Raw genomic sequence first — 22,629 nt, 5'->3', positions numbered from 1 at the left:
GTGAGCGCGAACTCAGCCCGCCCATCGCCCGCCGCGCAGCCCTCGGGCAGCGCCTTCATTCTCAAGAAAGCCCTGATCAGCGCATTGGTCGCGCTGGTGCTGTTCTCGCTGATGATCGGCGTGCGCACCGAGGCCGGACCGCAAGGCGGCCTGATCTACTGGACCCGGTTCGGCGACCTCGCCGCTCTCGTCGGCGCGGTGTTCGGCGGCAGCATCATCGTCGAGCTGCTGCGGCAATGGTGGGGACCGGTCGACAAGGACAGCATCGTGCCGAAGCCGGTGCAATCGGCGATCTCGTTCGCCGGGCGATGGCTGGCGCCTGCGCTCCTGGTGTTCGCGTTCCTCGTGCCGGTCATCTTCTACAACCAGCGCTACATTCTCGACCTGTCGATCCTGGTCCTGACCTATGTGATGCTGGGATGGGGCTTGAACGTCGTGGTCGGCCTCGCCGGCCTGCTCGACCTCGGCTATGTCGCGTTCTATGCGGTCGGCGCCTACTCCTACGCGCTGCTCGCGACCAATTTCGGATTGTCGTTCTGGGTCTGCCTGCCGCTCGCCGGCATCCTGGCGGCGTTCTGGGGCGTGCTGCTCGGCTTCCCGGTGCTGCGGCTGCGCGGCGACTATCTGGCGATCGTGACGCTCGCCTTCGGCGAGATCATCCGCCTCGTCATCATCAACTGGCAGAGCCTGACCGGCGGTCCCAACGGCGTCTCGGGGATTCCCCGCCCGACGATGTTCGGCATTCCGCTGACGCCGGGCGATGACGGGCTCGCCGCCAGGCTCGGCATCGAGTTCTCGCCGACCCACCGCCTCGTCTTCCTGTTCTATCTAATTCTGGCGATGGCGCTGCTCACCAACTGGGTGACAATCCGGCTGCGGCGGCTGCCGATCGGCCGCGCCTGGGAGGCGTTGCGCGAGGACGAGGTCGCCTGCCGCGCGCTCGGCATCAACACCACGACTACCAAGCTGACGGCGTTCGCGACCGGTGCGATGTTCGGCGGCTTCGCCGGCGCATTCTTCGCCACGCGGCAGGGCTTCATCAGCCCGGAGTCGTTCACCTTCCAGGAATCGGCGCTGGTGCTGGCGATCGTCGTGCTCGGCGGCATGGGCTCGCAGCTCGGCGTCGCGCTTGCCGCGCTCGCCATGATCGGCGGCTTCGAGCTGTTCCGTGGTTTCGATCAGTACCGCATGCTGGTGTTCGGCATCGCGATGGTGCTGTTGATGATCTGGCGGCCGCGCGGACTGATCGGCCATCGCGCGCCGACCGTGTTCCTGGAGCGCAACCAGGCGATCTCTTCCGACCTCGTCAAGGAGGGCCACGGATGAGCGGCGACCACATCCTCACCGTCGACCGCCTGATGATGCGCTTCGGCGGCATCGTCGCGGTCAACGAACTCTCCTTTGCGGCCGAGCGACGCAAGATCACCGCGCTGATCGGGCCGAACGGCGCCGGCAAGACCACCGTCTTCAACTGCATCACCGGCTTCTACCGGCCGAGCGGCGGCGCGATCCGCCTCGCCCATGATGACGGCCGCACCATCCAGCTCGAGCGGCTGAACGACTTCCGCATCTCCAAGCAGGCCAAGGTGGCGCGCACCTTCCAGAACATCCGGTTGTTTCCCGGCATGACCGCGCTGGAAAACCTGATGGTCGCCCAGCACAACGCGCTGATGCGCGCCTCGGGCCTGACCTTGCTCGGCCTGCTCGGCCTGCCGTCCTGGCGCGAGGCCGAGCAGCGCGCCATCGAGCTGGCGCGGACCTGGCTCAACCGCGTCAGCCTGCTCGACCGCGCCGACGACGCCGCAGGCAATCTGCCCTATGGCGACCAGCGGCGGCTCGAGATCGCGCGCGCGATGTGCACCGAGCCTGCGCTGCTTTGTCTCGACGAGCCGGCGGCCGGACTGAACGCACGCGAGAGCGGCGGGCTCAACGAGCTCTTGCTGTCGATCCGCAACGAACAGGGCACCTCGATCCTCTTGATCGAGCATGACATGTCCGTCGTGATGGAGATCTCCGATCACGTCGTGGTCATGGACTACGGCGTCAAGATCGCCGAAGGCACGCCGCAAGCCGTGCGCGACGACCCAAAGGTGATCGCCGCCTATCTCGGCGCCGACGAGGAAGAGGCGATCGCCGTGATGGAGAGCGGCACGTGAGCGCGGCAGCGGCAACCACACCCCTGCTCGCGGTGCGCGGCGTGCGTGCGGCGTATGGCAAGATCGAGGCGCTGAAGGGCGTCGACATCGAGATCAATCGAGGCGAGATCGTCGCCCTGATCGGCGCCAACGGCGCCGGCAAGTCGACGCTGATGATGACGATCTTCGGCCGGCCGCGCGCCCGCGCCGGCCGCATCGAATTCGACGGCCATGACATCACCGGCGTGCCGACCCACGAGATCGCGCGGCTGCGCATCGCGCAATCGCCCGAGGGCCGGCGGATCTTTCCGCGCATGAGCGTCGCGGAAAACCTGCAGATGGGCGCCGATGCCACCGAATGCAGCGACGCCGAACGCGAAGCCGGGCTGGAGCGCGTATTCGCGCTGTTTCCGCGGCTGAAGGAGCGCATCGCACAACGCGGCGGCACGCTGTCGGGCGGCGAGCAGCAGATGCTCGCGATCGGCCGTGCCCTGATGAGCCGGCCGCGCCTGTTGATGCTGGACGAGCCGTCACTCGGTCTTGCGCCGCTGATCGCACGCCAGATCTTCGATGCCATCCGCACGCTGAACCGGCAGGACGGCCTCACCGTGCTGATCGTCGAGCAGAACGCCAACCATGCGCTGAAGCTCGCCCATCGCGGCTACGTCATGGTCAACGGCCTGATCACGCTGGCCGGAACCGGCGCCGAATTGCTGCAGCGCCCGGAAATCCGCGCGGCCTATCTGGAAGGCGGCCGCCGCGGCTAGCTCGCCCCTCGAGCGCCGCCCTTGCAGCAGGATGCGGCTGATGCAGCGTCGAATTGCCTGAAAATTGCCGGTGACTTCGCCGCGAAATCAGCCGAGAATGCCGCCGGTTTTGGGGCCCGGCGTGCCGGGCCCTTCCGCAAGAGGCAACGACCACGAGGGACGTCTCATGAAATCACTGAAGCTGATCGGCCTGGCACTGGGCGCGTCGTTCGCATTATCGGCGAGCGCGTTCGCGCAAGACATCACCATCGCAGTCGCGGGCCCGATGACGGGCTCCGAATCCGCTTTTGGCCGGCAGATGAAGAACGGCGCCGAGCAGGCAGTCGCCGATATCAACGCCGCCGGCGGCGTGCTCGGCAAGAAGCTCGCGCTGGAAGCCGACGACGATGCCTGCGATCCGAAGCAGGCGCGCTCGATCGCGGAAAAGATCGGCTCCTCGAAGATACCGTTCGTGGCCGGCCATTTCTGCTCGTCGTCGTCGATCCCGGCCTCCGAGGCCTATGCCGACGCCAACGTGCTGCAGATCACCCCGGCCTCGACCAACCCGCTGTTCACCGAGCGCAAGCTCTGGAACGTGGCGCGCGTCTGCGGCCGCGATGACCAGCAGGGTCTGGTCGCCGCCGACTACATCATGAAGAGCTTCAAGGGCAAGAACGTCGCGATCCTGAACGACAAGACCACCTACGGCAAAGGCCTCGCCGACGAGACCAAGAAGGCGCTGAACAAGGCCGGCTTCCAGGAGAAGATGTTCGAGTCCTACAACAAGGGCGATAAGGACTTCAACTCGATCGTCTCGCGCCTGAAGCGTGACAATATCGATCTGGTCTATGTCGGCGGCTACCATCAGGAAGCCGGCCTGATCCTGCGCCAGATGCGCGACCAGGGCCTGCAGACCGTGCTGATGGCAGGCGATGCCATGAACGACAAGGAGTTCGCCTCGATCACCGGCCCCGCCGCCGAAGGCACGCTGTTCACGTTCGGCCCCGATCCGCGCAACAAGCCGACCGCGAAGGCGATCGTCGAGAAGTTCAAGGCCAAGAACATCGATCCCGAAGGCTACACGCTCTACACCTACGCCGCGATGCAGGTGTGGACGCAAGCCGTCGCCAAGGCCGGCACCACCGACGCCAAGAAGGTGATGGAGACCATCAAGGCCGGCGACTGGGATACCGTGCTCGGCAAGATGGGCTTCGACGCCAAGGGCGACATCAAGGCGATCGACTACGTCGTCTACAAGTGGGACGCCAAGGGCAACTACACCGAGATCAATCCGAAGGGCTCCTGAGCCTCTCGCGCCTGATCGGATCAGAGATACGAAAACGCCCCGGTCCGCCGGGGCGTTTTGCTTATCCGCCGCGGCTGCTATACCGGATCGATCGGACAGCAGGCGGACGGACTCAAATCGTGAAAAACCTTCTCACCGATATTGCCGGCGTCAGCGTCGGCCATGCCGACGACGCCGTGATCGCCTCCGGCGTCACCGCGATCCTGTTCGAGCGGCCGGCGGTGGCCTCGATCGACGTCCGCGGCGGCGGCCCGGGCACCCGCGAGGACGCGCTGCTGTCCCCGCATAACGTCGTCGAGGCGATCGACGGCATCACGCTGTCGGGCGGCTCCGCGCTCGGGTTAGATGCGGCCGGCGGCGTGCAGGCCTGGCTCGCCGAGCGCGGCCGCGGCTTTCGGATCCGCGATGCGGTGATCCCGATCGTGCCGGGCGCGATCTGCTTCGACCTGCTCAACGGCGGCAACAAGGCGTGGGGACGCTTTCCGCCCTATCGCGATCTCGGCTACGCCGCTGCAAATGCCGCCTCCGACAATTTCGAGCTCGGCAGCGTCGGCGCCGGCATGGGCGCGACCACCGCCAACCTCAAGGGCGGCCTCGGCTCGGCGTCCGCCGTAACCGACGACGGCGTCAAGGTCGCGGCGCTCGCGGTGGTCAACGCGGTCGGCAGCGTCATGGTCGGCAGCGGCCCGTGGTTCTGGGCGGCGCCGTTCGAGGTCGACGGCGAGTTCGGCGGGCGCGGACTGCCGCCCGCGTTCAATCAGGACATGCTGAAGATGCGGCTGAAGGGCGGCGCGGACGCCACCGCCGCCGAGAACACCACCCTCGTCGTTGTGGTGACCGATGCGCAGCTGACCAAGCCGCAGGCGCGGCGCCTTGCGATGATCGCGCAGACCGGCATGGCGCGCGCGATCTATCCGGTGCACGCCCCGCTCGACGGCGATGTGGTGTTTGCGGCGGCCACCGGCGTAAAGCCGGTCGATCCGCTGTTCGGCCTAACCAAGCTCGGCGGCATCGCCGCCAACACGGTGGCGCGCGCGATCGCCCGCGGCATTCATTCAGCCACCGCCCTGCCGTTCCCCGGCGCGCTGCCGAGCTGGCGGGACAAATTCGGTTAGGTGCTGACCGACAGTGACGACGAGGCCTGGGCCGAGATCGCCTGCGACTGGCGCTGGATCAGCTGCTCGATGAAATTGTAGGACGAGGTCGCGTTGCTGCCCGCAGAGGACGAGGTCGCGCTGCTGGTGGTGGAAGCCGCGGCCGGCGACGTCATCGACACCTTGGAGCCGTCGGCATAGGTCATGGTCGTCGTGGTCGAGCCGTCGCTGTTGGTCACCGAGGCCGAGGTCGCGCCGTTCAGCGCCTGCATCAACGGATCGGAGCTCGATCCGTCCGCCCCGCTGCTGGCGCCGGATCCATCGGTCGCGCCGCCGGCCGCGTGATGATGGTGATGGCCGCCGCCCTTGTGGCCCTGCAAGGCCTGCGACATCTCGTCGAGGCTGACGCTGCCGTCGCCATTGGTATCGAGCTTGGAGAACACGTCGTCGGCCTGCGCGGTGTTGGTGCCGCCGGCGCCGAGCGCCTTCTCGAATTCCGACTTGGTGATCTGGCCGTTGCCGTCGGCGTCGATCTGCGAGAACAGGTCCTTCAGCGCATCCGACCGGCTGGTCGGGATCGCACTGGTCGAGGCCGTGGTCTGCGACTGGCTCTGCGCGTCGAGCAGCGCGCTCATGGTCAGCGGCGAAATCTGCGGGGAGCTGCTGCTGCCCGAGCCGACGCTCGTGCTGGTGCTGGTGCTGGCGGACGTCGAGCTACTGGTCGCGGCCGAGAACAGCCCGGTCGACTGATTTCCCTGCGTGGAGCTGCCGGTCTGTGTCGTCGACTTCGACGACATCAGCGAGCTCAAGAGATCAATGGCGGATGACGCAGCGCCAATGGCGAATAACATGGCAATACTCCAACAAGGCCGCGCATGGCGGCTCAAACGCTTGCCAAAGGCGCAGCAAGCGGCGTGCCATGGCAAAAACCCAATAAAACCAGGCCCTGGCGCATCGATACGGGTTCCGCGCACCCGGCAAGAGCTGCCGCCGGCGGCAGAATTTTCCGGCTCCGAGGTACCATCCGCTCGCATTGCCCGCCACGCGTCAGCGTGTTAGGCGGGATCACCCGTCGCCCCCTGAAGTCTTTCGGAACTGCGCTATGACTCAGTCATTCACTCCGCGTCCCCTCGTTATCGCCCCGTCGATCCTGGCGTCGGATTTCTCAAAGCTCGGCGAGGAGGTCCGCGCCGTCGACCAGGCCGGCGCCGACTGGATCCATCTCGACGTGATGGACGGCCATTTTGTGCCGAACATCTCCTACGGCCCCGACGTCATCAAGGCGATGCGGCCGCATACCAAGAAGATCTTCGACGCGCACCTGATGATCTCGCCCTGCGACCCCTATCTCGAGGCGTTCGCCAAGGCGGGCTGCGACCACATCACGGTGCATGCCGAGGCCGGCCCGCATTTGCATCGCTCGCTGCAGGCGATCCGCGCGCTCGGCAAGAAGGCCGGCGTCTCGCTCAATCCGGCAACGCCGGTGAGCGCGATCGAATATGTGCTCGACCTGATCGACCTCGTGCTTGTCATGTCGGTCAATCCCGGCTTCGGCGGCCAGGCCTTCATCCGCTCGGCGATCGGCAAGATCTCCGACGTCAGGGCGATGGTCGCGGGCCGGCCGATCGACATCGAGGTCGATGGCGGCGTTGCGCCCGACGTTGCAGGCCAGCTCGCCGCCGCCGGCGCCAACGCCTTCGTCGCGGGATCGGCCGTGTTCAAGGGCGGCACCGTCGAGGCCTACAAGACCAACATCGCCGCGATCCGCCACGCAGCGGCCGAGGCGCGCGGCGAAGCGATCTAGCCGACCAAGGATTAGAACAACGCGGGCGGCGTGACCGCGGCACTGGCCGCCGTGTCGTCGCCCGCCTCCGTCATCGGCATCAGCCGCGACGGCCGCACCACGGTCACCGTGCACGGCGCTTCGCCTGCGACCTTGGCGGAGACGCTGCCGAGCAGCGCGCGCCGCACCGAGTTTGCCGCGCGCCGATGATGATGTGGTCGACCAGATTGACCGCGGCGAATTCCAGGATGGCGGCGGCGGGATCGATCGCCTCCAGCACATGCACGGTCAGCCGCCCCTCCTCGAGCCTGAACGGTCGCGCCCAATGCTGGAGCGCCACCAGGCGGTCGACATGCTTGTTCTGGCCCTGCTCGTCATGGGTGCGGTCGATCGCCAGGCGATTGAGCTTCAGCACGTTGACGCAGGCGAGCCGCGCCGACGGCGACGTCGACAGCACCTGCTCGGCAGTGACGCGGATGGTCTCGTTCAGCGCCTCGGTCCCCTCGCCGAGATCGAGCGCGACCGCAACGATCGGGCTCGCTGCGAGCTGCGCCGCGGCATTGGACTTCGGCTGCGGCGGCATCGCGCCGAGATTGAAGCGGCGGCGCCAGACCGTGCCGAGCGGATCGCGATCGAGCCGCTGCGCCCGCGCCGTCAGCTTCACCTGCTCGGGGTGGGCAAGATCGAAGGCAAGCTGCGCTGCGGTCGGATAGCGCGCGGCTGGATCGATCTCGAGACAGCGCAGCACGATCTCCTGCAACCACGGAGGATAGTCGGATCGCAGCCTGCGCGGTGGATACGGATCACGCCACAGTCGCCGGCGCATGCCGCGCAGGGTCTCGGTCTCGCCGAACGGGCGGACGCCAGTCGTGAAGAAATACAGCAGCACGCCGAGCGAAAACAGATCGCTGCGCGGATCGTCGCGCACGCCGAGCAGGCGCTCCGGCGCCATGTAGGGCGCAGTGCCGTAAGGCAGGCGAAACTCCTCCTGCAACAAATCGGGCAGATGCTGGTGATGCGAGAGGCCGAAATCGATCAGCACCACCTCGCCGCGCTCGCGGAACATGATGCTGCTCGGCTTGATGTCGTGATGGATGACGTTCTGCCGGTGCAGGCTGGCGAGCGCAGTGGCGACCTTGCCGCCGATCACCCTCACCTCCTCATACGGCAACGGCAGCGCGTCGAGCCGCCTGTAGAGCGTCTGCCCGGGGATGCGCTCCATCACCACATAGGCCTGGCGCTCGAAATCGCCGCTGCCGAAACAGGCCGGCACGTGCGGCCCCGACAGCCGCGGCAGGATCATCTGCTCCATCTCGAAGCTGACGATCGCGGCCGGATCCTCGCCCTCCGAGGTGAGCGGCACCTTCATCAAGAGCGGCACGGTGATGCCGGGATGGGTGACGCTCCACAGCGTCGCCATGCCGCCGCGGTGCACGCGCTCGCCGATGGTGAAGCCATCGATCTCGGCGCCCGGCTGCATCGTCAGCGCCGCCATCGGGATTACCTGCCGACGGCGAGGCGATCGGCGAGCCAGAGCGGCAGGCCGCTCGCCTTGATCCGCGCCGCGGCGGTCGCGACGTCGTAGGGCACGCGGTGATAGGTGATCTCGCGGCTTGCGGTGTCGAACATCGCAAACGATGCCGCGGGATCGCCGTCGCGCGGCTGGCCGACCGAGCCGAGCACGGCGAGCCAGCGCCGGCCGGTCAGCAATTGAACCGCAACGCCCGCGGTCGGAACGAAGCTCGTCATCTTCGCGGTCGAGGACATCGAGTAGAGGCCCGGACGATGGATGTGGCCGCAGAAGGTGATCTGCAACTCGGTTGCCATCATGCTGCGCGCGGCATCGGAGGTGTCGCGGACGTAGCGCCACTTCACGGGGTCGGACGCCTCGGAATGCACGTAGAGCCGGTTGTCCTCTTCCCGCGACATCGGAAGCTCGGCGAGGAACGCCTTCTGCTCGCCGCTGAGCCGGCCGCGGGTCCAGTCGATGGCGGCCTGCGCGTCGGCATTCATGCTGTCGCTGGGGACACCGATCGCATTGTCATGATTGCCGCGCACCGCGATCGCGCCATCAGCGACGAGGTCCATCACCGTGTCGACGGCCCATTCCGGATCGGCGCCGTAGCCGACGACATCGCCGAGGCAGATCAGCCGCTTGGCGCCGCGCGCACGCGCGGCATCCAGGCAGGCCGCGAAGGCCTGTCTGTTGGCATGAATATCGGCAAAGAGTGCAAGCCGCATCGTGGTCCGCGTGACTGATCCTGCCCGATATCAAGCACATGCGGCCCCGGGCTCGCAATCGGGCCAAAGGCACGAGGTGGTCAGAGGCTGTTGGAAGAAAGGTCGGTTAGTGCTTGCACACCTGCACGCCCCGCAGCAGCAGGGCGATCAGGGCGTCGATCCGCGACGGGCATTCGGGCTTGGCCCATTCCTCGGCATGCGCCGGGTGATGGTAGCGGACGGTTGCGTCGAACACGGCCCGCGCGGTCGTCTTCACATTGTCGACCTCGAACACGCCCTGCGCGACACCATCTGACAGGATCTTCGCGATCAGATCGACCTGCTTGTCCTTGTAGGCTTCCACCACCTCACGCGCGCCCTGGGCGAGCGCGAGATAGGTCGCGAACATCTCGGGATCGTCGCAGACTTTCTTCTGCTTGATCGTGAAGGCGGTGCGCAGCCATTTCTCCAGCCGCTCCGGCGCAGGGCCATCGCCGGCTGCGAGCTTGCACAGTGGCTCGTTGGCGCGGTCGAGCCAGCGTTTGGCGACCGCGTCGCGGAGCGAAGCTTTGCTCGGGAAATGGCGGTACACGCTGCCGTGGCTGACATCCAGCGCGCGAGCAACGTCGACAACGGTGGCCTTGGCGAGCCCGAAGCGCCTCAAAACATCCTCGGTTGCTTCGAGGATCCGCTCCGGAGTCAAAACCACCGCCTCGTTCATGCGTTTACCGTCTGGTTATCGCTGTCCTGCCCGCGCGTGAACTTGGCGGCCTGGGCTGCCAAATGGCGGGCGACGCGAAGGTTGAGCCACTGTTGAATCTGGGCGGTCAATTGAAAGATTTCTATCGTCATGGAGGTAGTCCTTCGAGGTAGTCAAATTAAGTACGGCTCCCCCGGCCAAACGCCGGAACAGCCACTGGGCGCCCTCCTCCCTTGGGCTGTTCAGTATATACACCATCTCGCTGACAGATTTCAATATCTGTCAGACAGACTTTGCGAGATGACAGCTATGCGGCCTGGATGGGCCGATCAGGGCCGCCGGCCCGGGCCCTGGATGACGCGCAACAACGTTCCGTGAGCAGCCGGGTGATCCGCCGGTCCGTGCCTATGTCTCAAGCGGTTACCCCAGGAGAGGCTGCCATGGACCGGCCGATGACCTTCAAGGAGATCGCCAAGATCACCGCGGGCGCGGTGGTCTCGCTCGTCATCGTCGGGTGGCTGATGGTTCTCGCGATGGCATTCCTGACGGTGCTCTGAGGCCGCCTCACGGCACCGGAACCGGGTGCCGGAATCGAAAGGGGCCGCCTCACGCAGCGGCCCCTTTGCCGGGAAAATGGCTTGGGGATGAAATCTAGCCCCGGTTATCCACAGACTACACGGTTCAGGGAATTGAGGAATTCCGGTTGACTACTGTCCACCCCGCTGACCGATTATTGGCGATCCCTATTTTTATGCCATTCGCCGGGTACGCGCCCCCTATCGCTGCTCGTCCTTGGGCGGCATCCGGGGCGGTGGCAGCGGCGTGAAGACCGACCCTTGCGCGCCGGCCGGCGGCGGCACGAAGGTGCCGGTCGTGGAGTCGCCACCGGTGGTCTCCAGGATGGTCTTCGGCGTGACGTACTCCCTGACGAAATCCATGATGGTGCCGTCGCCGCCGCCGAAATCGGCCGCCCGTCCGCCCTGCGGATGCCCGGCCTTGATCTCGTTGTCGGCGGTGTGGGTCTGCTCGGCGAGTGCGTCGCTGTAGGGAATCCGGAAGGCACGCGGCACCGCGCTCGGCCGGTTGTCTTCATCGAGCTCCTCAACCCAGAGATAGATCGAGCCCGGATCGCCCTCCAGCGAATGCGGCTCCACGATCCGCGTCGAGAGCAGCTTGAAATTCGCCGGCAGCTTTTCCGCGGAGGCCCAGCCGAGCAGGCCGCGCATGCCACCGAAGCTGACGAAATAGAACGCGCTGGTGACGACGATGACGATAGCCTTCAGCGACCAGTGCAGCCGCGCGTAGACCAGAACGATCAGCAGCAGCGCACCGACCATCGCGTAGGCGACCGCGAGCGTGAGGATCACCGACTGCAAGCTAATCATTGCGGAGCACCCTGACGCCGGATTTCGGGACGCCGGTGTTCGGATCGAGGTCGGCGCCGTTGCGCCAACTGCTGCGGAAGGTTTCCAGCAGCGATTTCGGCCGCCGGTCGACGTTGATCACCTTGCCCTCGGCGTCGAGACGAAACCTGACCGCAGTCTTCTCGTCGCCGGTGTGGTCGACGGTCAGCTTGTCGTCGAAGATCACCTGCGCCGTCGGATTGAGCTTCTGCACCTTCACATTGGCCTGCACCGGCTCGCCGGTCGTCGCCTGGAAATGCGAGACGTTGACGGTGTATTCGCCGGCGACGACGCCGCGCAAGGTGACGATCTCCTCGCGAATCGGCGAGGCGATCTTCTTGCCGTTGACGACGATGAAGTCGTTGGCGCCGCCGCGATCGTCGCGATCGAGCGTCAGGAAGCCGGCCTCGCGATGCCGGTACCAGGCGATGTTGCCGGCCGGGTCCTGCACGAACAGGTCGAGATCATCAGGATGGTTGTCCGGCCAGTCCATCGTGATGATGAACTCCGCCTTGGAGTCGATTTTGCCTTCCTTGGAATCCGGCGACACCGAAAGCAGCGCGAGGAAGAACAGGAAGGCGATCACCTGCAGCGCCTTGAACAGCATGACACCGAGCGGATCGAACGGCTCCTCGCGCGGATAGAGCCCGAACTCGTCCATCATGGCGGCGTTCCAACGGACGTACCAAGGCGGCGTTCCAGCGCCGGGGTGACGTGCGTCTCGGTCAGCACCACGGCGTCGGAAAACACCCGCTGGGTCGCGGAATCCAGCATGTAGTACTGGATCCGGACCAGGATCGATCCGATCAGCCCGGCCAGCGTCGTGTACATCGCGACCGCCATGCCGTCGCTCATCAGGCCCATCGACGATTTCATCGCGACCTTGTCGGCAGCATCGAGGGATGCGATCGGCGCCAGCATGATGATGAAGCCGATGATGGTGCCGAGCAGGCCGAGCTTCATCAACGTGTCGGAGACGAAGGCGCCAAACCCGTTCGACCCGCGCAGGCGGTCGGCCAGCGTCCGCAGCAGCAGGGTCTGGTCGATGCGGCCTCTGGCTTGCGCATCGGCCTTCTGCACCAGGCTCTTGATGTGATCGGTGACGAGGCCACCGGGCAGGCCGCGCGCATCTGACGCCAGCACCTTGGCGCCGTCGGGCGCGGCGAGGATGGCGCGGCAGCCGCGCGCAACCTCCCCTTCCCGCGCAATCGCCCGCGTCCGCCAGAAGCAATGGATGCAGGTGACGATGTACAGCACCGCGATGACGCTGGAAATGTAGGTGCGGTCGGAATTGACCATGAGGCGGATCAGCCCGTAGCGCCACAGCAGGAAGGCGGCGAACACTGAAAGGCCGGTGAAGATCATCCAGAGCAGCAGGACGCTACGCTCCGCCGCATCCGTGCCGGCCGATGCGGCGGCGGCGCCGACCTTGGCATTCATGCTGCGCGAGCTCCCTGTGGCGATTGTTCCATGAGGCTCCGCGGCGGCCTCGCCTGCAGTTAGAGCAGAGCCGGCGTGTGTCGTCCAAAGACATCTGCCCAAGTTTCGTCGGGCAAATTTCCCGACCTGCATGGCTGGGCATGCTTGCACTTGCCGGGAACAGGGTTGCTGTTACGCTTCGCCCCTCTTTCTGGATCATGCCCCGGCTGTGGAGTGATCGCATGCGCCTCGTGCTTCAACTGGTCGCCCGCCTGCTTGTCATCGTCGCGCTGTGCCTCGGCGCGGCCACCGGCTGGGCCACGATCGATGCCTATCGCAGCGTCGATCGCGCCACGTCGGCGTCCGCCGAGCGGGTCTCGCAGGCGCTTGAAGCATTGTACTGGCGCGAATTGCTGCTGCGCAGCAACCGGATGCGCGAGCAACTGCTGCCGGCGCCGGACTGGCGCACCATCGAAACCATGGGACTGATCGCGCCGGGGATCTGCGTGCAGTTCGAACCGGCCGGCGCCTTCGAGAAGCCGCTCTGCGGCCAGAGCAAGGGGATCGGCAAGGCGCCGCCGCGCTGGTTCGCGGCTACCGTGCAGACGGTGCTCGGCGATCACGCCACCGTCGAGCGGCCGATCAGCGCCCGCGCCGCGACCGCTGGAACCGTCCGGGCCATCTCCGATCCGGACGCCGCGATCGCGCTCGCCTGGCAGCACATCCTGGACAACATCCATGTCGCGCTGCTGATGGCGCTCGCCATCGCGCTGCTCGCCTCGCTCGCGATCGCGCATACGCTGGCGCCCGCCCACTCGATCGTGTCAGCGCTGCGGCGCATGGCCGAAGGCGAGTACCGCACGCCGCTGCCGCGCGTCCGCTCGATGGATCTCGCGATGATCGGACGCGCCGTCGGCGATCTCGGCGACCGCCTCGCGCAGGCCGAGGAGGAGCGCACGATGCTGACGCGGCGGCTGCTCGAGATCCGCAGCGACGAACGCCGCGTGCTGGCCCGCGAGCTGCACGACGAGTTCGGCCAGAATCTCACCGCGATCCTCGCCTTCGCCACCACGATTGAGGCAAGCGCCGGCGACAAATACGCCGCCGGCACTGAAATTGCGCAGGATGCACGGATGATCTCGCAGGCCACGCGCCGCATCATCGCCTGCCTGCGCGATACGCTGAACCGCCTGCGCCACCCGCCAGCCGAGGAGCTCGGGCTGGAGGCGAGCCTGGTCGATCTCGTCGATAGCTGTCGATCGCGTACCACGCAGCCGATGATCCAGCTCGATTTGCAGGGCGATCTCGCCGACATCAGCGGCACGGTCGCCGCGACCGCCTATCGTATCGCGCAGGAATGCCTGACCAATGCGCTGCGCCACAGCTCAGCGCGCGAGATCGTGCTGCGGATCGAGCGGCGCACCGGAGCCGAGAACGCGCTCTTGGTGCGCGTCGAGGACGACGGCGGCGGCGATGCCGCCAAGGTGGCGCAGTCGGCGGGCTTCGGCCTTACTGGCGTCAGCGAGCGCGTCGCCGCACTCGGCGGTTCGCTGTCGATCGCGCGGGCCAGCCGCGGCCTCTCGGTCGCCGCCACGATTCCGCTTGCTGCCTGAGATGACGACCGCGAAGACGATGGCCGCGAAGACAACGAACGTGAACAGTCGCAGCATCTCGATTCTCCTGGTGGACGATCATCCCGTCGTCCGCCAGGGCTACCGGCGCGTGCTCGAGCATCAGGACGATTTCAGCGTGGTCGCCGAGGCCGACAACGCCGCCAATGCCTATCGCGCCTTCAAGTCGCACCAGCCCGATGTGGTGGTGATGGACATCTCGATGCCCGGCGCGAGCGGACTGGAAGCGATCCGCAACATTCGCGCGCGCGATGCCGACGCCCGCATCCTGGTGTTCAGCATGCACAGCGAGGCCGCCCAGGTGAAGGCGGCATTCGGCGCCGGCGCCTCTGGCTTCGTCACCAAGGGCAGCGAGCCGGCCGAGCTGATCGCGGCGATCCGCTCGGTGGCGAGCGGCGAACATGCCATGAGCGACGACGTCGCCCGGGTGCTCGCGCTGGAGAGCCTGGCGCCGTCCAAATCGGCGCTCGACCAGCTCGGCGAGCGGGAGATCGAGATTCTCCGGCAGTTCGCAGCCGGCAGCACCAAGGAACAGATCGCTGTAAACCTCAACCTCAGCACCAAGACCGTGCAGAACTACCACTATCTGATCAAGGCCAAGACCGGCATGCGGACCGATGCCCAGCTGGTCCGCCTGGCCGTCGAATGCGGGCTGGCGAATTTGTAGCCGCTTGGTAGCCCGGGCGAGCGCGGCTACGGCCACTACGCCGGCTATTTTGGCCGGTTTTCCGCACTATATTCCCTGTGCGTGGTCCCGCCCCGCTCGATTCGGAGCTCTCGATGATCCCCCGTTATACCCGCCCGGAAATGGCTTCCATCTGGGAACCGCAGACGCGTTTCAGGATCTGGTTCGAGATCGAGGCGCATGCCGCCGACGCGCTGGCCGAGCTCGGCGTGATCCCCAAGGAAGCCGCCAGGACGATCTGGGCCAAGGGTAAGGATGCCACCTTCGACGTCGCGCGGATCGACGAGATCGAGCGTGAGACCAGGCATGACGTCATCGCCTTCCTGACCCATCTCGCCGAGATCGTCGGCCCCGAGGCGCGCTTCGTGCACCAGGGCATGACCTCCTCCGACGTGCTCGACACCTGCCTCAACGTCCAGCTCAAGCGCGCCGCCGACCTTTTGATCGCCGATCTCGACCGGGTGCTGGCGGCGCTGAAGAGGCGCGCCTTCGAGCACAAGTTGACGCCGACCATCGGCCGCTCCCACGGCATCCATGCCGAGCCGGTCACCTTCGGCCTCAAGCTCGCCTATGCCCACGCCGAGTTCGCACGCGCACGCGCCCGCCTGGTCGCCGCGCGCGACGAGATCTCGACCTGCGCGATCTCGGGCTCGGTCGGCACCTTCGCCCAGATCGACCCGCGGGTCGAAGAGCACGTCGCGAAAGCGATGGGCCTGCGGCCGGAGCCGGTCTCGACGCAAGTCATCCCGCGCGACCGCCACGCAATGTATTTCGCCACCCTCGGCGTGATCGCCGCCTCGGTCGAGCGGCTCGCGGTGGAGGTGCGCCATTTGCAGCGCACCGAGGTGCTGGAAGCGGAGGAGTTCTTCTCCGAGGGCCAGAAGGGCTCTTCATCGATGCCGCACAAGCGCAATCCGGTGCTGTCGGAGAACCTCTCCGGCCTGGCGCGCATGGTGCGCGCCTATGTGACGCCGGCGCTGGAGAACGTCGTGCTGTGGCACGAGCGCGACATCTCTCACTCCTCGGCCGAGCGCATGATGGCCCCCGACGCCACCGTGACGCTCGACTTCGCGCTGGTCCGGCTCGCCGGCCTGATCGAGAAGCTCGTGGTCTATCCGCAGAACATGCAGAAGAACCTCGACCGGCTCGGCGGCCTCGTGCATTCGCAGCGCGTCCTGATCGCGTTGACCCAGAAGGGCGCCAGCCGCGAGGACGCCTACAAATTCGTGCAGCGCAACGCGATGCCGGTTTGGCGCGGCGAAGGCGACTTCCAGACGCTGCTGAAGAACGACCCCGACGTGAAGAAATACCTGACGGACGCCGAGATCGAGGAGAAGTTCGACCTCGGCTATCACCTCAAGCACGTCGACACGATCTTCAAGCGGGTGTTCGGCGAAGCATGAGGATCTGCCTGCGTCATTCCGGGGCACGCGCACCGCGCGTGAAATCCGGAATCTCGCGCCGCAACCTCTGGATTCCACAGTTCGCAATTGCGAATTGGGGCTCGAATCGCCCCGGAATGACGGTCGCTTTCGCGTGACAAGCCGGCGGGTTACGCTACGCTGACCCGCCCTACACGGTTCACTACAAAGCTCACAAGAAACGGACGCTCCCATGCCCATCGTCAATCGCGTTGCCGCCCTCTCGGATGAAATGGCCGCCTGGCGCCATGACTTCCACGAGAACCCCGAACTGCTCTACGAGGTGCACCGCACCGCCGGCATTGTCGCCGAGAAGCTGCGCGAGTTCGGCTGCGACGAGGTGGTGACGGGAATCGGGCGCACCGGCGTGGTCGGCGTGATCCGCGGCCGCAAATCCGGTTCGGGCAAGACCATCGGGCTGCGCGCCGACATGGACGCGCTGCCGATCGCCGAGGCCTCGGGCGTCGCCTATGCCTCGAAGGTCCCCGGCAAGATGCACGCGTGCGGCCATGACGGCCACACCGCGATGCTCTTGGGCGCTGCGAAATACCTCACCGAGACGCGCAATTTCGACGGCACCGCGGTCGTGATCTTCCAGCCTGCCGAGGAAGGCGGCGCCGGCGGCAAGGCGATGGTCGACGACGGGCTGATGACCCGCTGGGGCATCCAGGAGGTCTATGGCCTCCACAACATGCCCGGCCTGCCCGAGGGCTATTTCGCGACCACACCGGGCCCGATGCTGGCCTCGTCGGACACCTTGAAGATCGTCGTCCACGGCAAGGGCGGCCACGCCGGCGCGGCCCCGCACGAAGCGGTCGACAGCGTGCTGATCGGCGCCCAGATCATCAATGCGCTGCAATCGATCGTGTCGCGCAATGTCGATCCGCTGAAATCGGCTGTGATCTCGATCACCATGTTCGAGGCCGGCGCCGCGTTCAACGTGATCCCGGAGACCGTCACGCTTGGCGGCACCGTGCGCACGCTCGATCCCGGCGTGCGCGATCTGGTCGAGCGCCGGATCGGCGAGGTCGCCTCCAACATCGCCAAGGCCTATGGCGGCTCTGCCGAGACCGACTATGGCCGCATGTATCCGGTGACGCTGAACCATGCGCGTGAGGCCGGCATCGCCGCCGAGGTCGCACGCGATGTGGCCGGCGCCGAGCGCGTCAACGACAATCTGGTGCCGGTGATGGGCGCCGAGGATTTCGCGTTCATGCTGGAGGCGCGCCCCGGCGCGTTCGTCTTCCTCGGCATGGGCGACGGCCCGATGTGCCACCACCCGGCCTACAAGTTCAACGACAACATCCTCGGCCACGGCGCGTCCTACTGGGTACGCCTGGTCGAGAAGCAGATGCCGGCGGGTTAGCACCGCTAGAGCTTCGGTTCTGACAGGATCAGAACCGAAGCTCTCGTTTGTTGTTTTGACGCGTTTTCTTCACGCGAACCGGTGTCCACTTCACTCGAAAACGCTATAGCGCAATCGATGAACGGCCCGGCCGCGATCCGTCGCGGCCGGGACGTTCACATCAACGCGGTTGCTGTTGCGTCGTGCAGTGGATGCCGCCACCGCCGGCAGCGATGCCGTCAATGTTGAGCTGGATGATCTCCCGGTCCGCAAACAAGTCGCGCAGGATATCGTGCGCGTTGCGGTCGGCGGTCGCGTCGCCGAACTCGGGCGCGATCACGGCGCCGTTGCAGACATAGAAGTTGATGTATCCGGCAGCGAAGTCCTTGCCGCCGTGCTTTGGACGCACCGTCGACGGGCTCTCCAGCACCACGACCTCCAGACGCCGGCCCTTCGCATCGACAGCGCCGCGCAGGATATCGAGGTGTCGCTTGGTCACCGCGTGATCGAACGACGACGGGTCCATCTCCAGGCCGGCCACGACCACGCCGGGACCGGCAAAGCGCGCGTAGAAGTCGGTATGGCCGTCGGTGATGTCCTTGCCCGCGATGCCGGGCAGCCAGATGATCTTTTCCAGCCCGAGCAGGCCAGACAGTTCGGCCTCGCATTTGTCCTTCGACACACCCGGATTGCGATTTGGGTTGAGGACGCAGCTCTCGGTGATGATGGCTGTCCCCTCGCCGTCGACCTCGATCCCGCCGCCTTCCAGCACGAGGCCCGCCTTGATAAACGTCGCCTTCGCGGCTGTGGTGACATGCGCGGCGACCTCGGCATCGAGCGCGTGGCGTTGCTTGTTGCCCCAGCCGTTGAAGTGGAGACCGACGGCGCCAAGCTGCCCCGACGGGTCCCTCACGAACAACGGTCCGGTGTCGCGCATCCACACGTCATCGACCGGTTGCACGACGAGGCTGACCGCGGGGCCGCACAGCCGCGCGGCAATCTCGCGGTCCTCCTCGCGCACCAGCATGTTGACGCGTTCATAGGCTGCGATCGCCTTGGCAATGTTGGCAAGATTTTCCCGCGCCACCGGAAGCAGCTTGCCGCCCCAGATCGCGGCGCTGGCGCCGAACGCCATCCAGGTCGCGGCATGCGGCGCGCCCTCGTCCGGCATCCGCCAGTTCACATTGTCCCGCGCAAGATCGTCCACGAGCGTCTTGGCCGCGATGGCCCTCCCGGATTGACCGCCAGACTAGCGCCGGCGCCGGTGCGATGCCATCACCTGGCCGTCAAGACTCGGCGGTCATCCGCTCGCCCTCGGCGTCGCTGCCCGCGCCGCCTCATGGGCGCCGTCGGCCTCGCCCGCCCCCATCATCCGCGCGGCGACCCGGTCGCGCTTGACGAAATGATGGAAGGCGACCGCGGCAAGGTGCAGCACGATCAGCGCGAGCAAGACGTAGGCGAAGAAGATGTGGCGATCTTCATAGGCGTCCGCCGCCGCCTTGTCGGGCGAGGTGATCTGGGGAACGTGGAACAGGCCGAAGAAGCTCGAATAGTCCTGGGCACGGGATCCGGAATGCGCCCAGCCCAGCATCGCGACCAGGATGGTGACGGCATAGAGCGCGCCATGGCTGACGCGGGCGGCGATCCGCTGCCAGGAAGGCATCTCGGCCGGCAGCGTCGGGGTCGGGTTGACGCTGCGCCAGAGCAGCCGCAGCACGGTCAGCAGCAGCACCATGTAGCCGATATCGGCATGAATCGACCGGTAGAAGAACTTGTCCGCCCGTGCCGGGAAGTGGTTCATCCACCAGCCATAGGCCAGCATGCCGATGATGGTGATGCCCAGCACCCAGTGGAACGCACGGGCGAGCGAGCCCCAGCTCGCGGTGGTATTGCGGATCATGGTCGAATGGCCCCGTTTGGATTTCGCACGTCGCAGCAATAGTTTGCCGTGATACTTGCAGGGATAGGTCAAGGCCATATGAAATTCCCGCCTTCACCGCCTTTTGTCGGCCCCAGTGGCCGGATAGCCAAAAACAACTGAATGGTAACCCTGCCTCGGATAGACTTTTCACCGTGCCCACTCCCCCGACCATCCTCATCTTCGATTCCGGCCTCGGCGGCCTCACCGTGCTGCGCGAGATCGTCCGCGCCCGGCCCGACGCCCACTATGTCTATGTCGCCGACGATGCCTTCTTCCCCTATGGCCACCACACCGAGGACGAGATCATCGCCCGGGTGGTGCCGCTGGTCGGCGAGCTGATCGAGGCCCACGCGCCCGACCTCGTCGTGATCGCCTGCAACACGGCGTCCACCCTGGTCATGTCGCATCTGCGCGACGCCTATCGCCTGCCCTTCGTCGGCACCGTGCCGGCGATCAAGCCGGCCTGCATTTCGTCGAGAACCAGGCGGGTCTCGGTACTCGGCACCAGAGGCACCGTGAAACGGGAATATACCCGCAAGCTGATCTCGGATTTTGCGCAGGGCTGTGAGGTGACGCTGGTCGGCTCCGGTGAGTTGGCTTCGCTCGCCGAGGCCGCGCTGAGCGGCCAGAGGGTGCGCGACGAGGACATTGCCGCCGAACTGGCCCCCTGCTTCGTCGGCGATGGCGCCAATGACCCGGCCCGCACCGACACCGTCGTGCTCGCCTGCACGCATTATCCGCTGCTGCTGGAACGCCTGACCCGGCTCGCGCCGTGGCCGGTCGACTGGATCGATCCGGCGCCGGCGATCGCCCGCCGCGTCGCCGATTTGCTCGGCCCGGCCGGCTCGGAGAGCGATGAGGCCGGCGCCGAGATGATCTTCACCTCGAAGCGCCCGCATGCGCTCACTGACGCGCTGACGCCGTTCTTCGGCGGCAGAGTCCCGGCCTGATCCTTTTCGCCGTCACGACCCGCTGCTAGCCTCTGCCCGCCTTCGAGGGAGGACCGCATTTGACCACAGCACCGCTGACGCCGCTCAATCGCCTGCGCCAGGCTTGGCGCGACAAGCGCCCGACCTTCGGCGCGATCGCGACCATTCCGAGCATCCAGACCGTGCAGATCATGGCGCAGTCGCTGGACTGGATCATCGTCGATCTCGAGCACGGCCCGATCGACCTCGGCACCGCGCATGCGATGATCGTGGCCACCTCGGGCACGCCGTGCGTGCCGATGGTGCGGATCGCCGCCAACGAGCCGCACCTCGCAAAGGCGCCGATGGACATCGGCGCGCTCGGCATCAACTTTCCGATGATCTGCAATCGCGGCGACGCCGAGAAAGCCGCGCGCAGCGTGCGCTATCCGCCGAACGGCGACCGGCTCTGGGGGCCGTTCCATGCGCCGTTCCGCTGGGGCGTCTCGATGAACGACTACATGGCGACCGCCGACGACGACATGATCTGCATGATCACGATCGAGCATGTCGATGCCGTCAATCGCATTGACGAGATCATGGCGACACCGGGCATCGACCTCGCGGTGATCGGGCCCGGCGATCTCGCCACCTCGATCAACAAGCGCGGCTTTCCTGACGATCCCGAAGTGGTCGCACTGATGCAGCGCGCCGAAGAAGGCATCATGAAGAGCGGCGTGCCGATCGGCGGCGTCGCGCGCACTGCCGAGCAGGCCAATGCGATGATCGAGCGAGGCTACCTTGCACTCGCGCTCGGCTTCGACTGGTCGCTGTTCCAGCGCGGCATTGCCGCCGCATTCGCCGGGATCAAGCGGTAGGAGAGCGCTAGATCGTCGCGAGATAAAGGCTCGGATCGAAATATTGCGTAGCCGGTGTTGCTGTTGCAAGCGGGGCCTCGGTCACGAAGAAATCGCTGACCTGCTGCAGCCATCTTGCCACCGTGCCGTCGGCATAGAGCCGCTTCCACTCCCGCGACGAGAACATCTTCTGCGCCGCCAGCGCCTCCTCGATGTCGGCGATCGACGCCTGCGGATAGTGGTTCTTCTGCAACGCAACGGCCGCGGCCTTGCCGTTCCGCAGCATGTGGTCGTTGGCGTCGGCCCAGCCGCGGATGATCCGGGCGAAGAGGTCGCGGTTGGCGGCGAAATAGTCCTGCTGGGCGACCCAGCCGCCAACGACGGCGGATTGCGGATAGTAGGCGGATGCGTCGACCAGCTTGACGGCGCCGGGCAGCTTTTCGCGCACCGTGATATTGAACGGCACCCACAGCGCGACCGCCGGCACCTCGCCTGCGATGAACGCGTCCACCGCCGTCGACATGTTGCTGTTGGCGATCTCGACATCGGTCGGCGCGAGGCCGTTGGCGCGCAGCGCACGATCGAGGAAGATGTGGGCTGTCGTCATCCTGGCGGTCGCGATGCGCTTGCCGCGAAGGTCTGCGAATGTCGTGACGCCCTTGTCCGGCCGCACCCAGAGCTGCGCGGTCGCGATCTCGATATCATTGACAAGGAACGCGGTGTAACCGCCGCGCGGCAGCAGACTCGAGATGACGCCACCGGCCGACAGCACGTCGAGCTTGCCGGCGGCCATCGCCTGCACCACCTCGAAGCCGGTGTTGAACTCGACCAGTTCAAGATCGATGCCTTCCTTGTCGAACGAGCCGCGGTCGAGGCCGGTGAGAATTTGGCCGTCGACGGCGACGACATGGAGATAGCCAAGCCGCAGCCGGGCACGGTCTCGCGCGATTGCGGGTGCGACGATCGCCGCGGCACTCAGCGCCGCGCCGATGGTTCCGCCGAGGATACGTCGCCGGCTGATCTTGCGGGGCAGCACGCAGGCCTCGGTCGGCATC

The 22,629-nt window shown here is 66.3% G+C and carries 22 protein-coding genes and 1 pseudogene; 12 read left to right on the top strand and 11 right to left on the bottom strand.

Annotated features, from left to right (window positions below; all coding sequences use genetic code 11):
* From livM to BraRD5C2_RS34985, 5 genes are all read left to right on the top strand, one after another.
* A complete protein-coding gene (livM, locus tag BraRD5C2_RS35005; protein ID WP_275945293.1) occupies window positions 1-1,326 on the top strand; it encodes a high-affinity branched-chain amino acid ABC transporter permease LivM in 1,326 nt (441 codons plus the stop codon).
* Window positions 1,323-2,156, top strand: a complete 834-nt coding sequence (locus BraRD5C2_RS35000) for an ABC transporter ATP-binding protein (protein ID WP_223976203.1) — start codon at window positions 1,323-1,325, stop codon at window positions 2,154-2,156. Before livM ends, BraRD5C2_RS35000 begins: the two co-directional genes overlap by 4 nt.
* On the top strand, window positions 2,153-2,902 hold the full coding sequence (locus BraRD5C2_RS34995; protein ID WP_223976201.1) for an ABC transporter ATP-binding protein: 750 nt from the start codon (window positions 2,153-2,155) through the stop codon (window positions 2,900-2,902). The genes BraRD5C2_RS35000 and BraRD5C2_RS34995 overlap by 4 nt, the downstream gene beginning before the upstream one ends.
* 166 nt (window positions 2,903-3,068) lie before the next feature.
* Entirely contained in the window at window positions 3,069-4,187 is a 1,119-nt protein-coding gene (locus BraRD5C2_RS34990) for a branched-chain amino acid ABC transporter substrate-binding protein (protein ID WP_223976199.1), read from the top strand.
* 119 nt (window positions 4,188-4,306) lie between these two features.
* Window positions 4,307-5,302: a P1 family peptidase gene (locus BraRD5C2_RS34985; RefSeq protein ID WP_223976197.1), complete on the top strand. Its 996-nt coding sequence runs from the start codon at window positions 4,307-4,309 to the stop codon at window positions 5,300-5,302.
* On the opposite strand, the gene BraRD5C2_RS34980 is transcribed toward BraRD5C2_RS34985, so the two are convergent.
* Window positions 5,299-6,132, bottom strand: a complete 834-nt coding sequence (locus BraRD5C2_RS34980; RefSeq protein WP_223976195.1) for an EF-hand domain-containing protein — start codon at window positions 6,130-6,132, stop codon at window positions 5,299-5,301. The two genes, BraRD5C2_RS34985 and BraRD5C2_RS34980, sit on opposite strands and share 4 nt — an antisense overlap.
* A 251-nt stretch (window positions 6,133-6,383) precedes the next feature.
* On the opposite strand from BraRD5C2_RS34980, the gene rpe reads away from it, so the two are divergent.
* Complete coding sequence (gene rpe, locus BraRD5C2_RS34975) at window positions 6,384-7,085, top strand: ribulose-phosphate 3-epimerase (protein WP_223976193.1); 702 nt, start codon at window positions 6,384-6,386, stop codon at window positions 7,083-7,085.
* An 11-nt stretch (window positions 7,086-7,096) separates the two neighbouring features.
* On the opposite strand, the pseudogene BraRD5C2_RS34970 reads toward rpe, so the two are convergent.
* The 7 genes and pseudogenes from BraRD5C2_RS34970 to BraRD5C2_RS34945 form a co-directional block, all read right to left on the bottom strand.
* Window positions 7,097-8,559 (bottom strand): annotated as a pseudogene (locus tag BraRD5C2_RS34970) (serine/threonine protein kinase).
* Window positions 8,560-8,564: 5 nt separating this feature from the next.
* Window positions 8,565-9,305: a metallophosphoesterase family protein gene (locus tag BraRD5C2_RS34965; protein WP_223976191.1), complete on the bottom strand. Its 741-nt coding sequence runs from the start codon at window positions 9,303-9,305 to the stop codon at window positions 8,565-8,567.
* A 106-nt stretch (window positions 9,306-9,411) separates the two neighbouring features.
* Window positions 9,412-10,005, bottom strand: a complete 594-nt coding sequence (locus tag BraRD5C2_RS34960) for a TetR/AcrR family transcriptional regulator (protein ID WP_223976189.1) — start codon at window positions 10,003-10,005, stop codon at window positions 9,412-9,414.
* Window positions 10,002-10,136, bottom strand: coding sequence for a hypothetical protein (locus tag BraRD5C2_RS39480; RefSeq protein WP_016843141.1), 135 nt, complete (start codon window positions 10,134-10,136; stop codon window positions 10,002-10,004). The genes BraRD5C2_RS34960 and BraRD5C2_RS39480 overlap by 4 nt, the downstream gene beginning before the upstream one ends.
* Window positions 10,137-10,760: 624 nt before the next feature.
* Complete coding sequence (locus BraRD5C2_RS34955; protein ID WP_223976187.1) at window positions 10,761-11,369, bottom strand: hypothetical protein; 609 nt, start codon at window positions 11,367-11,369, stop codon at window positions 10,761-10,763.
* Window positions 11,362-12,051, bottom strand: a complete 690-nt coding sequence (locus tag BraRD5C2_RS34950) for a hypothetical protein (protein ID WP_223976185.1) — start codon at window positions 12,049-12,051, stop codon at window positions 11,362-11,364. Before BraRD5C2_RS34950 ends, BraRD5C2_RS34955 begins: the two co-directional genes overlap by 8 nt.
* Window positions 12,048-12,827: a MotA/TolQ/ExbB proton channel family protein gene (locus BraRD5C2_RS34945; RefSeq protein ID WP_223976183.1), complete on the bottom strand. Its 780-nt coding sequence runs from the start codon at window positions 12,825-12,827 to the stop codon at window positions 12,048-12,050. Before BraRD5C2_RS34945 ends, BraRD5C2_RS34950 begins: the two co-directional genes overlap by 4 nt.
* Window positions 12,828-13,048: 221 nt before the next feature.
* Between BraRD5C2_RS34945 and BraRD5C2_RS34940 the strand changes: the two genes are divergently transcribed.
* The 4 genes from BraRD5C2_RS34940 (at window position 13,049) to BraRD5C2_RS34925 (ending at window position 17,909) form a co-directional block, all read left to right on the top strand.
* Window positions 13,049-14,419, top strand: coding sequence for a sensor histidine kinase (locus BraRD5C2_RS34940; RefSeq protein WP_223976182.1), 1,371 nt, complete (start codon window positions 13,049-13,051; stop codon window positions 14,417-14,419).
* A gap of 40 nt (window positions 14,420-14,459) precedes the next feature.
* Window positions 14,460-15,104: a response regulator gene (locus BraRD5C2_RS34935; RefSeq protein ID WP_374708082.1), complete on the top strand. Its 645-nt coding sequence runs from the start codon at window positions 14,460-14,462 to the stop codon at window positions 15,102-15,104.
* Between the two features lie 113 nt (window positions 15,105-15,217).
* Entirely contained in the window at window positions 15,218-16,525 is a 1,308-nt protein-coding gene (purB, locus tag BraRD5C2_RS34930) for an adenylosuccinate lyase (RefSeq protein WP_223976179.1), read from the top strand.
* Window positions 16,526-16,736: 211 nt separating this feature from the next.
* Window positions 16,737-17,909, top strand: coding sequence for a M20 aminoacylase family protein (locus BraRD5C2_RS34925; protein WP_223976178.1), 1,173 nt, complete (start codon window positions 16,737-16,739; stop codon window positions 17,907-17,909).
* A 160-nt stretch (window positions 17,910-18,069) separates the two neighbouring features.
* Here BraRD5C2_RS34925 and BraRD5C2_RS34920 read toward each other — a convergent pair whose 3' ends face one another.
* Together BraRD5C2_RS34920 and BraRD5C2_RS34915 are read right to left on the bottom strand one after the other, a co-directional pair.
* Window positions 18,070-19,095, bottom strand: coding sequence for an agmatine deiminase family protein (locus tag BraRD5C2_RS34920; RefSeq protein WP_223976177.1), 1,026 nt, complete (start codon window positions 19,093-19,095; stop codon window positions 18,070-18,072).
* A gap of 93 nt (window positions 19,096-19,188) precedes the next feature.
* Window positions 19,189-19,788 (bottom strand): cytochrome b, encoded by a 600-nt coding sequence (locus BraRD5C2_RS34915; RefSeq protein ID WP_223976658.1) that lies wholly within the window; start codon window positions 19,786-19,788, stop codon window positions 19,189-19,191.
* Between the two features lie 173 nt (window positions 19,789-19,961).
* Between BraRD5C2_RS34915 and murI the strand changes: the two genes are divergently transcribed.
* A complete protein-coding gene (gene murI / locus BraRD5C2_RS34910; RefSeq protein WP_223976176.1) occupies window positions 19,962-20,759 on the top strand; it encodes a glutamate racemase in 798 nt (265 codons plus the stop codon).
* Window positions 20,760-20,818: 59 nt separating this feature from the next.
* Complete coding sequence (locus BraRD5C2_RS34905) at window positions 20,819-21,595, top strand: HpcH/HpaI aldolase family protein (protein ID WP_223976175.1); 777 nt, start codon at window positions 20,819-20,821, stop codon at window positions 21,593-21,595.
* A 7-nt stretch (window positions 21,596-21,602) separates the two neighbouring features.
* Here the strand turns inward: BraRD5C2_RS34905 and BraRD5C2_RS34900 are convergent, their stop codons facing one another.
* Complete coding sequence (locus tag BraRD5C2_RS34900; protein WP_223976174.1) at window positions 21,603-22,628, bottom strand: ABC transporter substrate-binding protein; 1,026 nt, start codon at window positions 22,626-22,628, stop codon at window positions 21,603-21,605.
* Between the last annotated feature and the right edge of the window lies 1 nt (window position 22,629).

It is taken from the genome of Bradyrhizobium sp. RD5-C2 (assembly GCF_019972155.1).
Classification (GTDB): domain Bacteria; phylum Pseudomonadota; class Alphaproteobacteria; order Rhizobiales; family Xanthobacteraceae; genus Bradyrhizobium.
Note: the sequence above shows the minus strand (reverse complement) of the source record. Positions and strands in the feature narration are given on the sequence as shown.

Bases quoted from the DNA above. Each gene is read 5' to 3' on its own strand.
- BraRD5C2_RS35000 (WP_223976203.1), top strand. From the start codon at position 1,323: ATGAGCGGCGACCACATCCTCACCGTCGACCGCCTGATGATGCGCTTC.
- BraRD5C2_RS34990 (WP_223976199.1), top strand. From the start codon at position 3,069: ATGAAATCACTGAAGCTGATCGGCCTGGCACTGGGCGCGTCGTTCGCA.
- BraRD5C2_RS34980 (WP_223976195.1), bottom strand. From the start codon at position 6,132: ATGTTATTCGCCATTGGCGCTGCGTCATCCGCCATTGATCTCTTGAGC.
- rpe (WP_223976193.1), top strand. From the start codon at position 6,384: ATGACTCAGTCATTCACTCCGCGTCCCCTCGTTATCGCCCCGTCGATC.
- BraRD5C2_RS34965 (WP_223976191.1), bottom strand. From the start codon at position 9,305: ATGCGGCTTGCACTCTTTGCCGATATTCATGCCAACAGACAGGCCTTC.
- BraRD5C2_RS34960 (WP_223976189.1), bottom strand. From the start codon at position 10,005: ATGAACGAGGCGGTGGTTTTGACTCCGGAGCGGATCCTCGAAGCAACC.
- BraRD5C2_RS39480 (WP_016843141.1), bottom strand. From the start codon at position 10,136: ATGACGATAGAAATCTTTCAATTGACCGCCCAGATTCAACAGTGGCTC.
- BraRD5C2_RS34955 (WP_223976187.1), bottom strand. From the start codon at position 11,369: ATGATTAGCTTGCAGTCGGTGATCCTCACGCTCGCGGTCGCCTACGCG.
- BraRD5C2_RS34950 (WP_223976185.1), bottom strand. From the start codon at position 12,051: ATGATGGACGAGTTCGGGCTCTATCCGCGCGAGGAGCCGTTCGATCCG.
- BraRD5C2_RS34945 (WP_223976183.1), bottom strand. From the start codon at position 12,827: ATGAATGCCAAGGTCGGCGCCGCCGCCGCATCGGCCGGCACGGATGCG.
- BraRD5C2_RS34940 (WP_223976182.1), top strand. From the start codon at position 13,049: ATGCGCCTCGTGCTTCAACTGGTCGCCCGCCTGCTTGTCATCGTCGCG.
- purB (WP_223976179.1), top strand. From the start codon at position 15,218: ATGATCCCCCGTTATACCCGCCCGGAAATGGCTTCCATCTGGGAACCG.
- BraRD5C2_RS34925 (WP_223976178.1), top strand. From the start codon at position 16,737: ATGCCCATCGTCAATCGCGTTGCCGCCCTCTCGGATGAAATGGCCGCC.
- BraRD5C2_RS34915 (WP_223976658.1), bottom strand. From the start codon at position 19,788: ATGATCCGCAATACCACCGCGAGCTGGGGCTCGCTCGCCCGTGCGTTC.
- BraRD5C2_RS34900 (WP_223976174.1), bottom strand. From the start codon at position 22,628: ATGCCGACCGAGGCCTGCGTGCTGCCCCGCAAGATCAGCCGGCGACGT.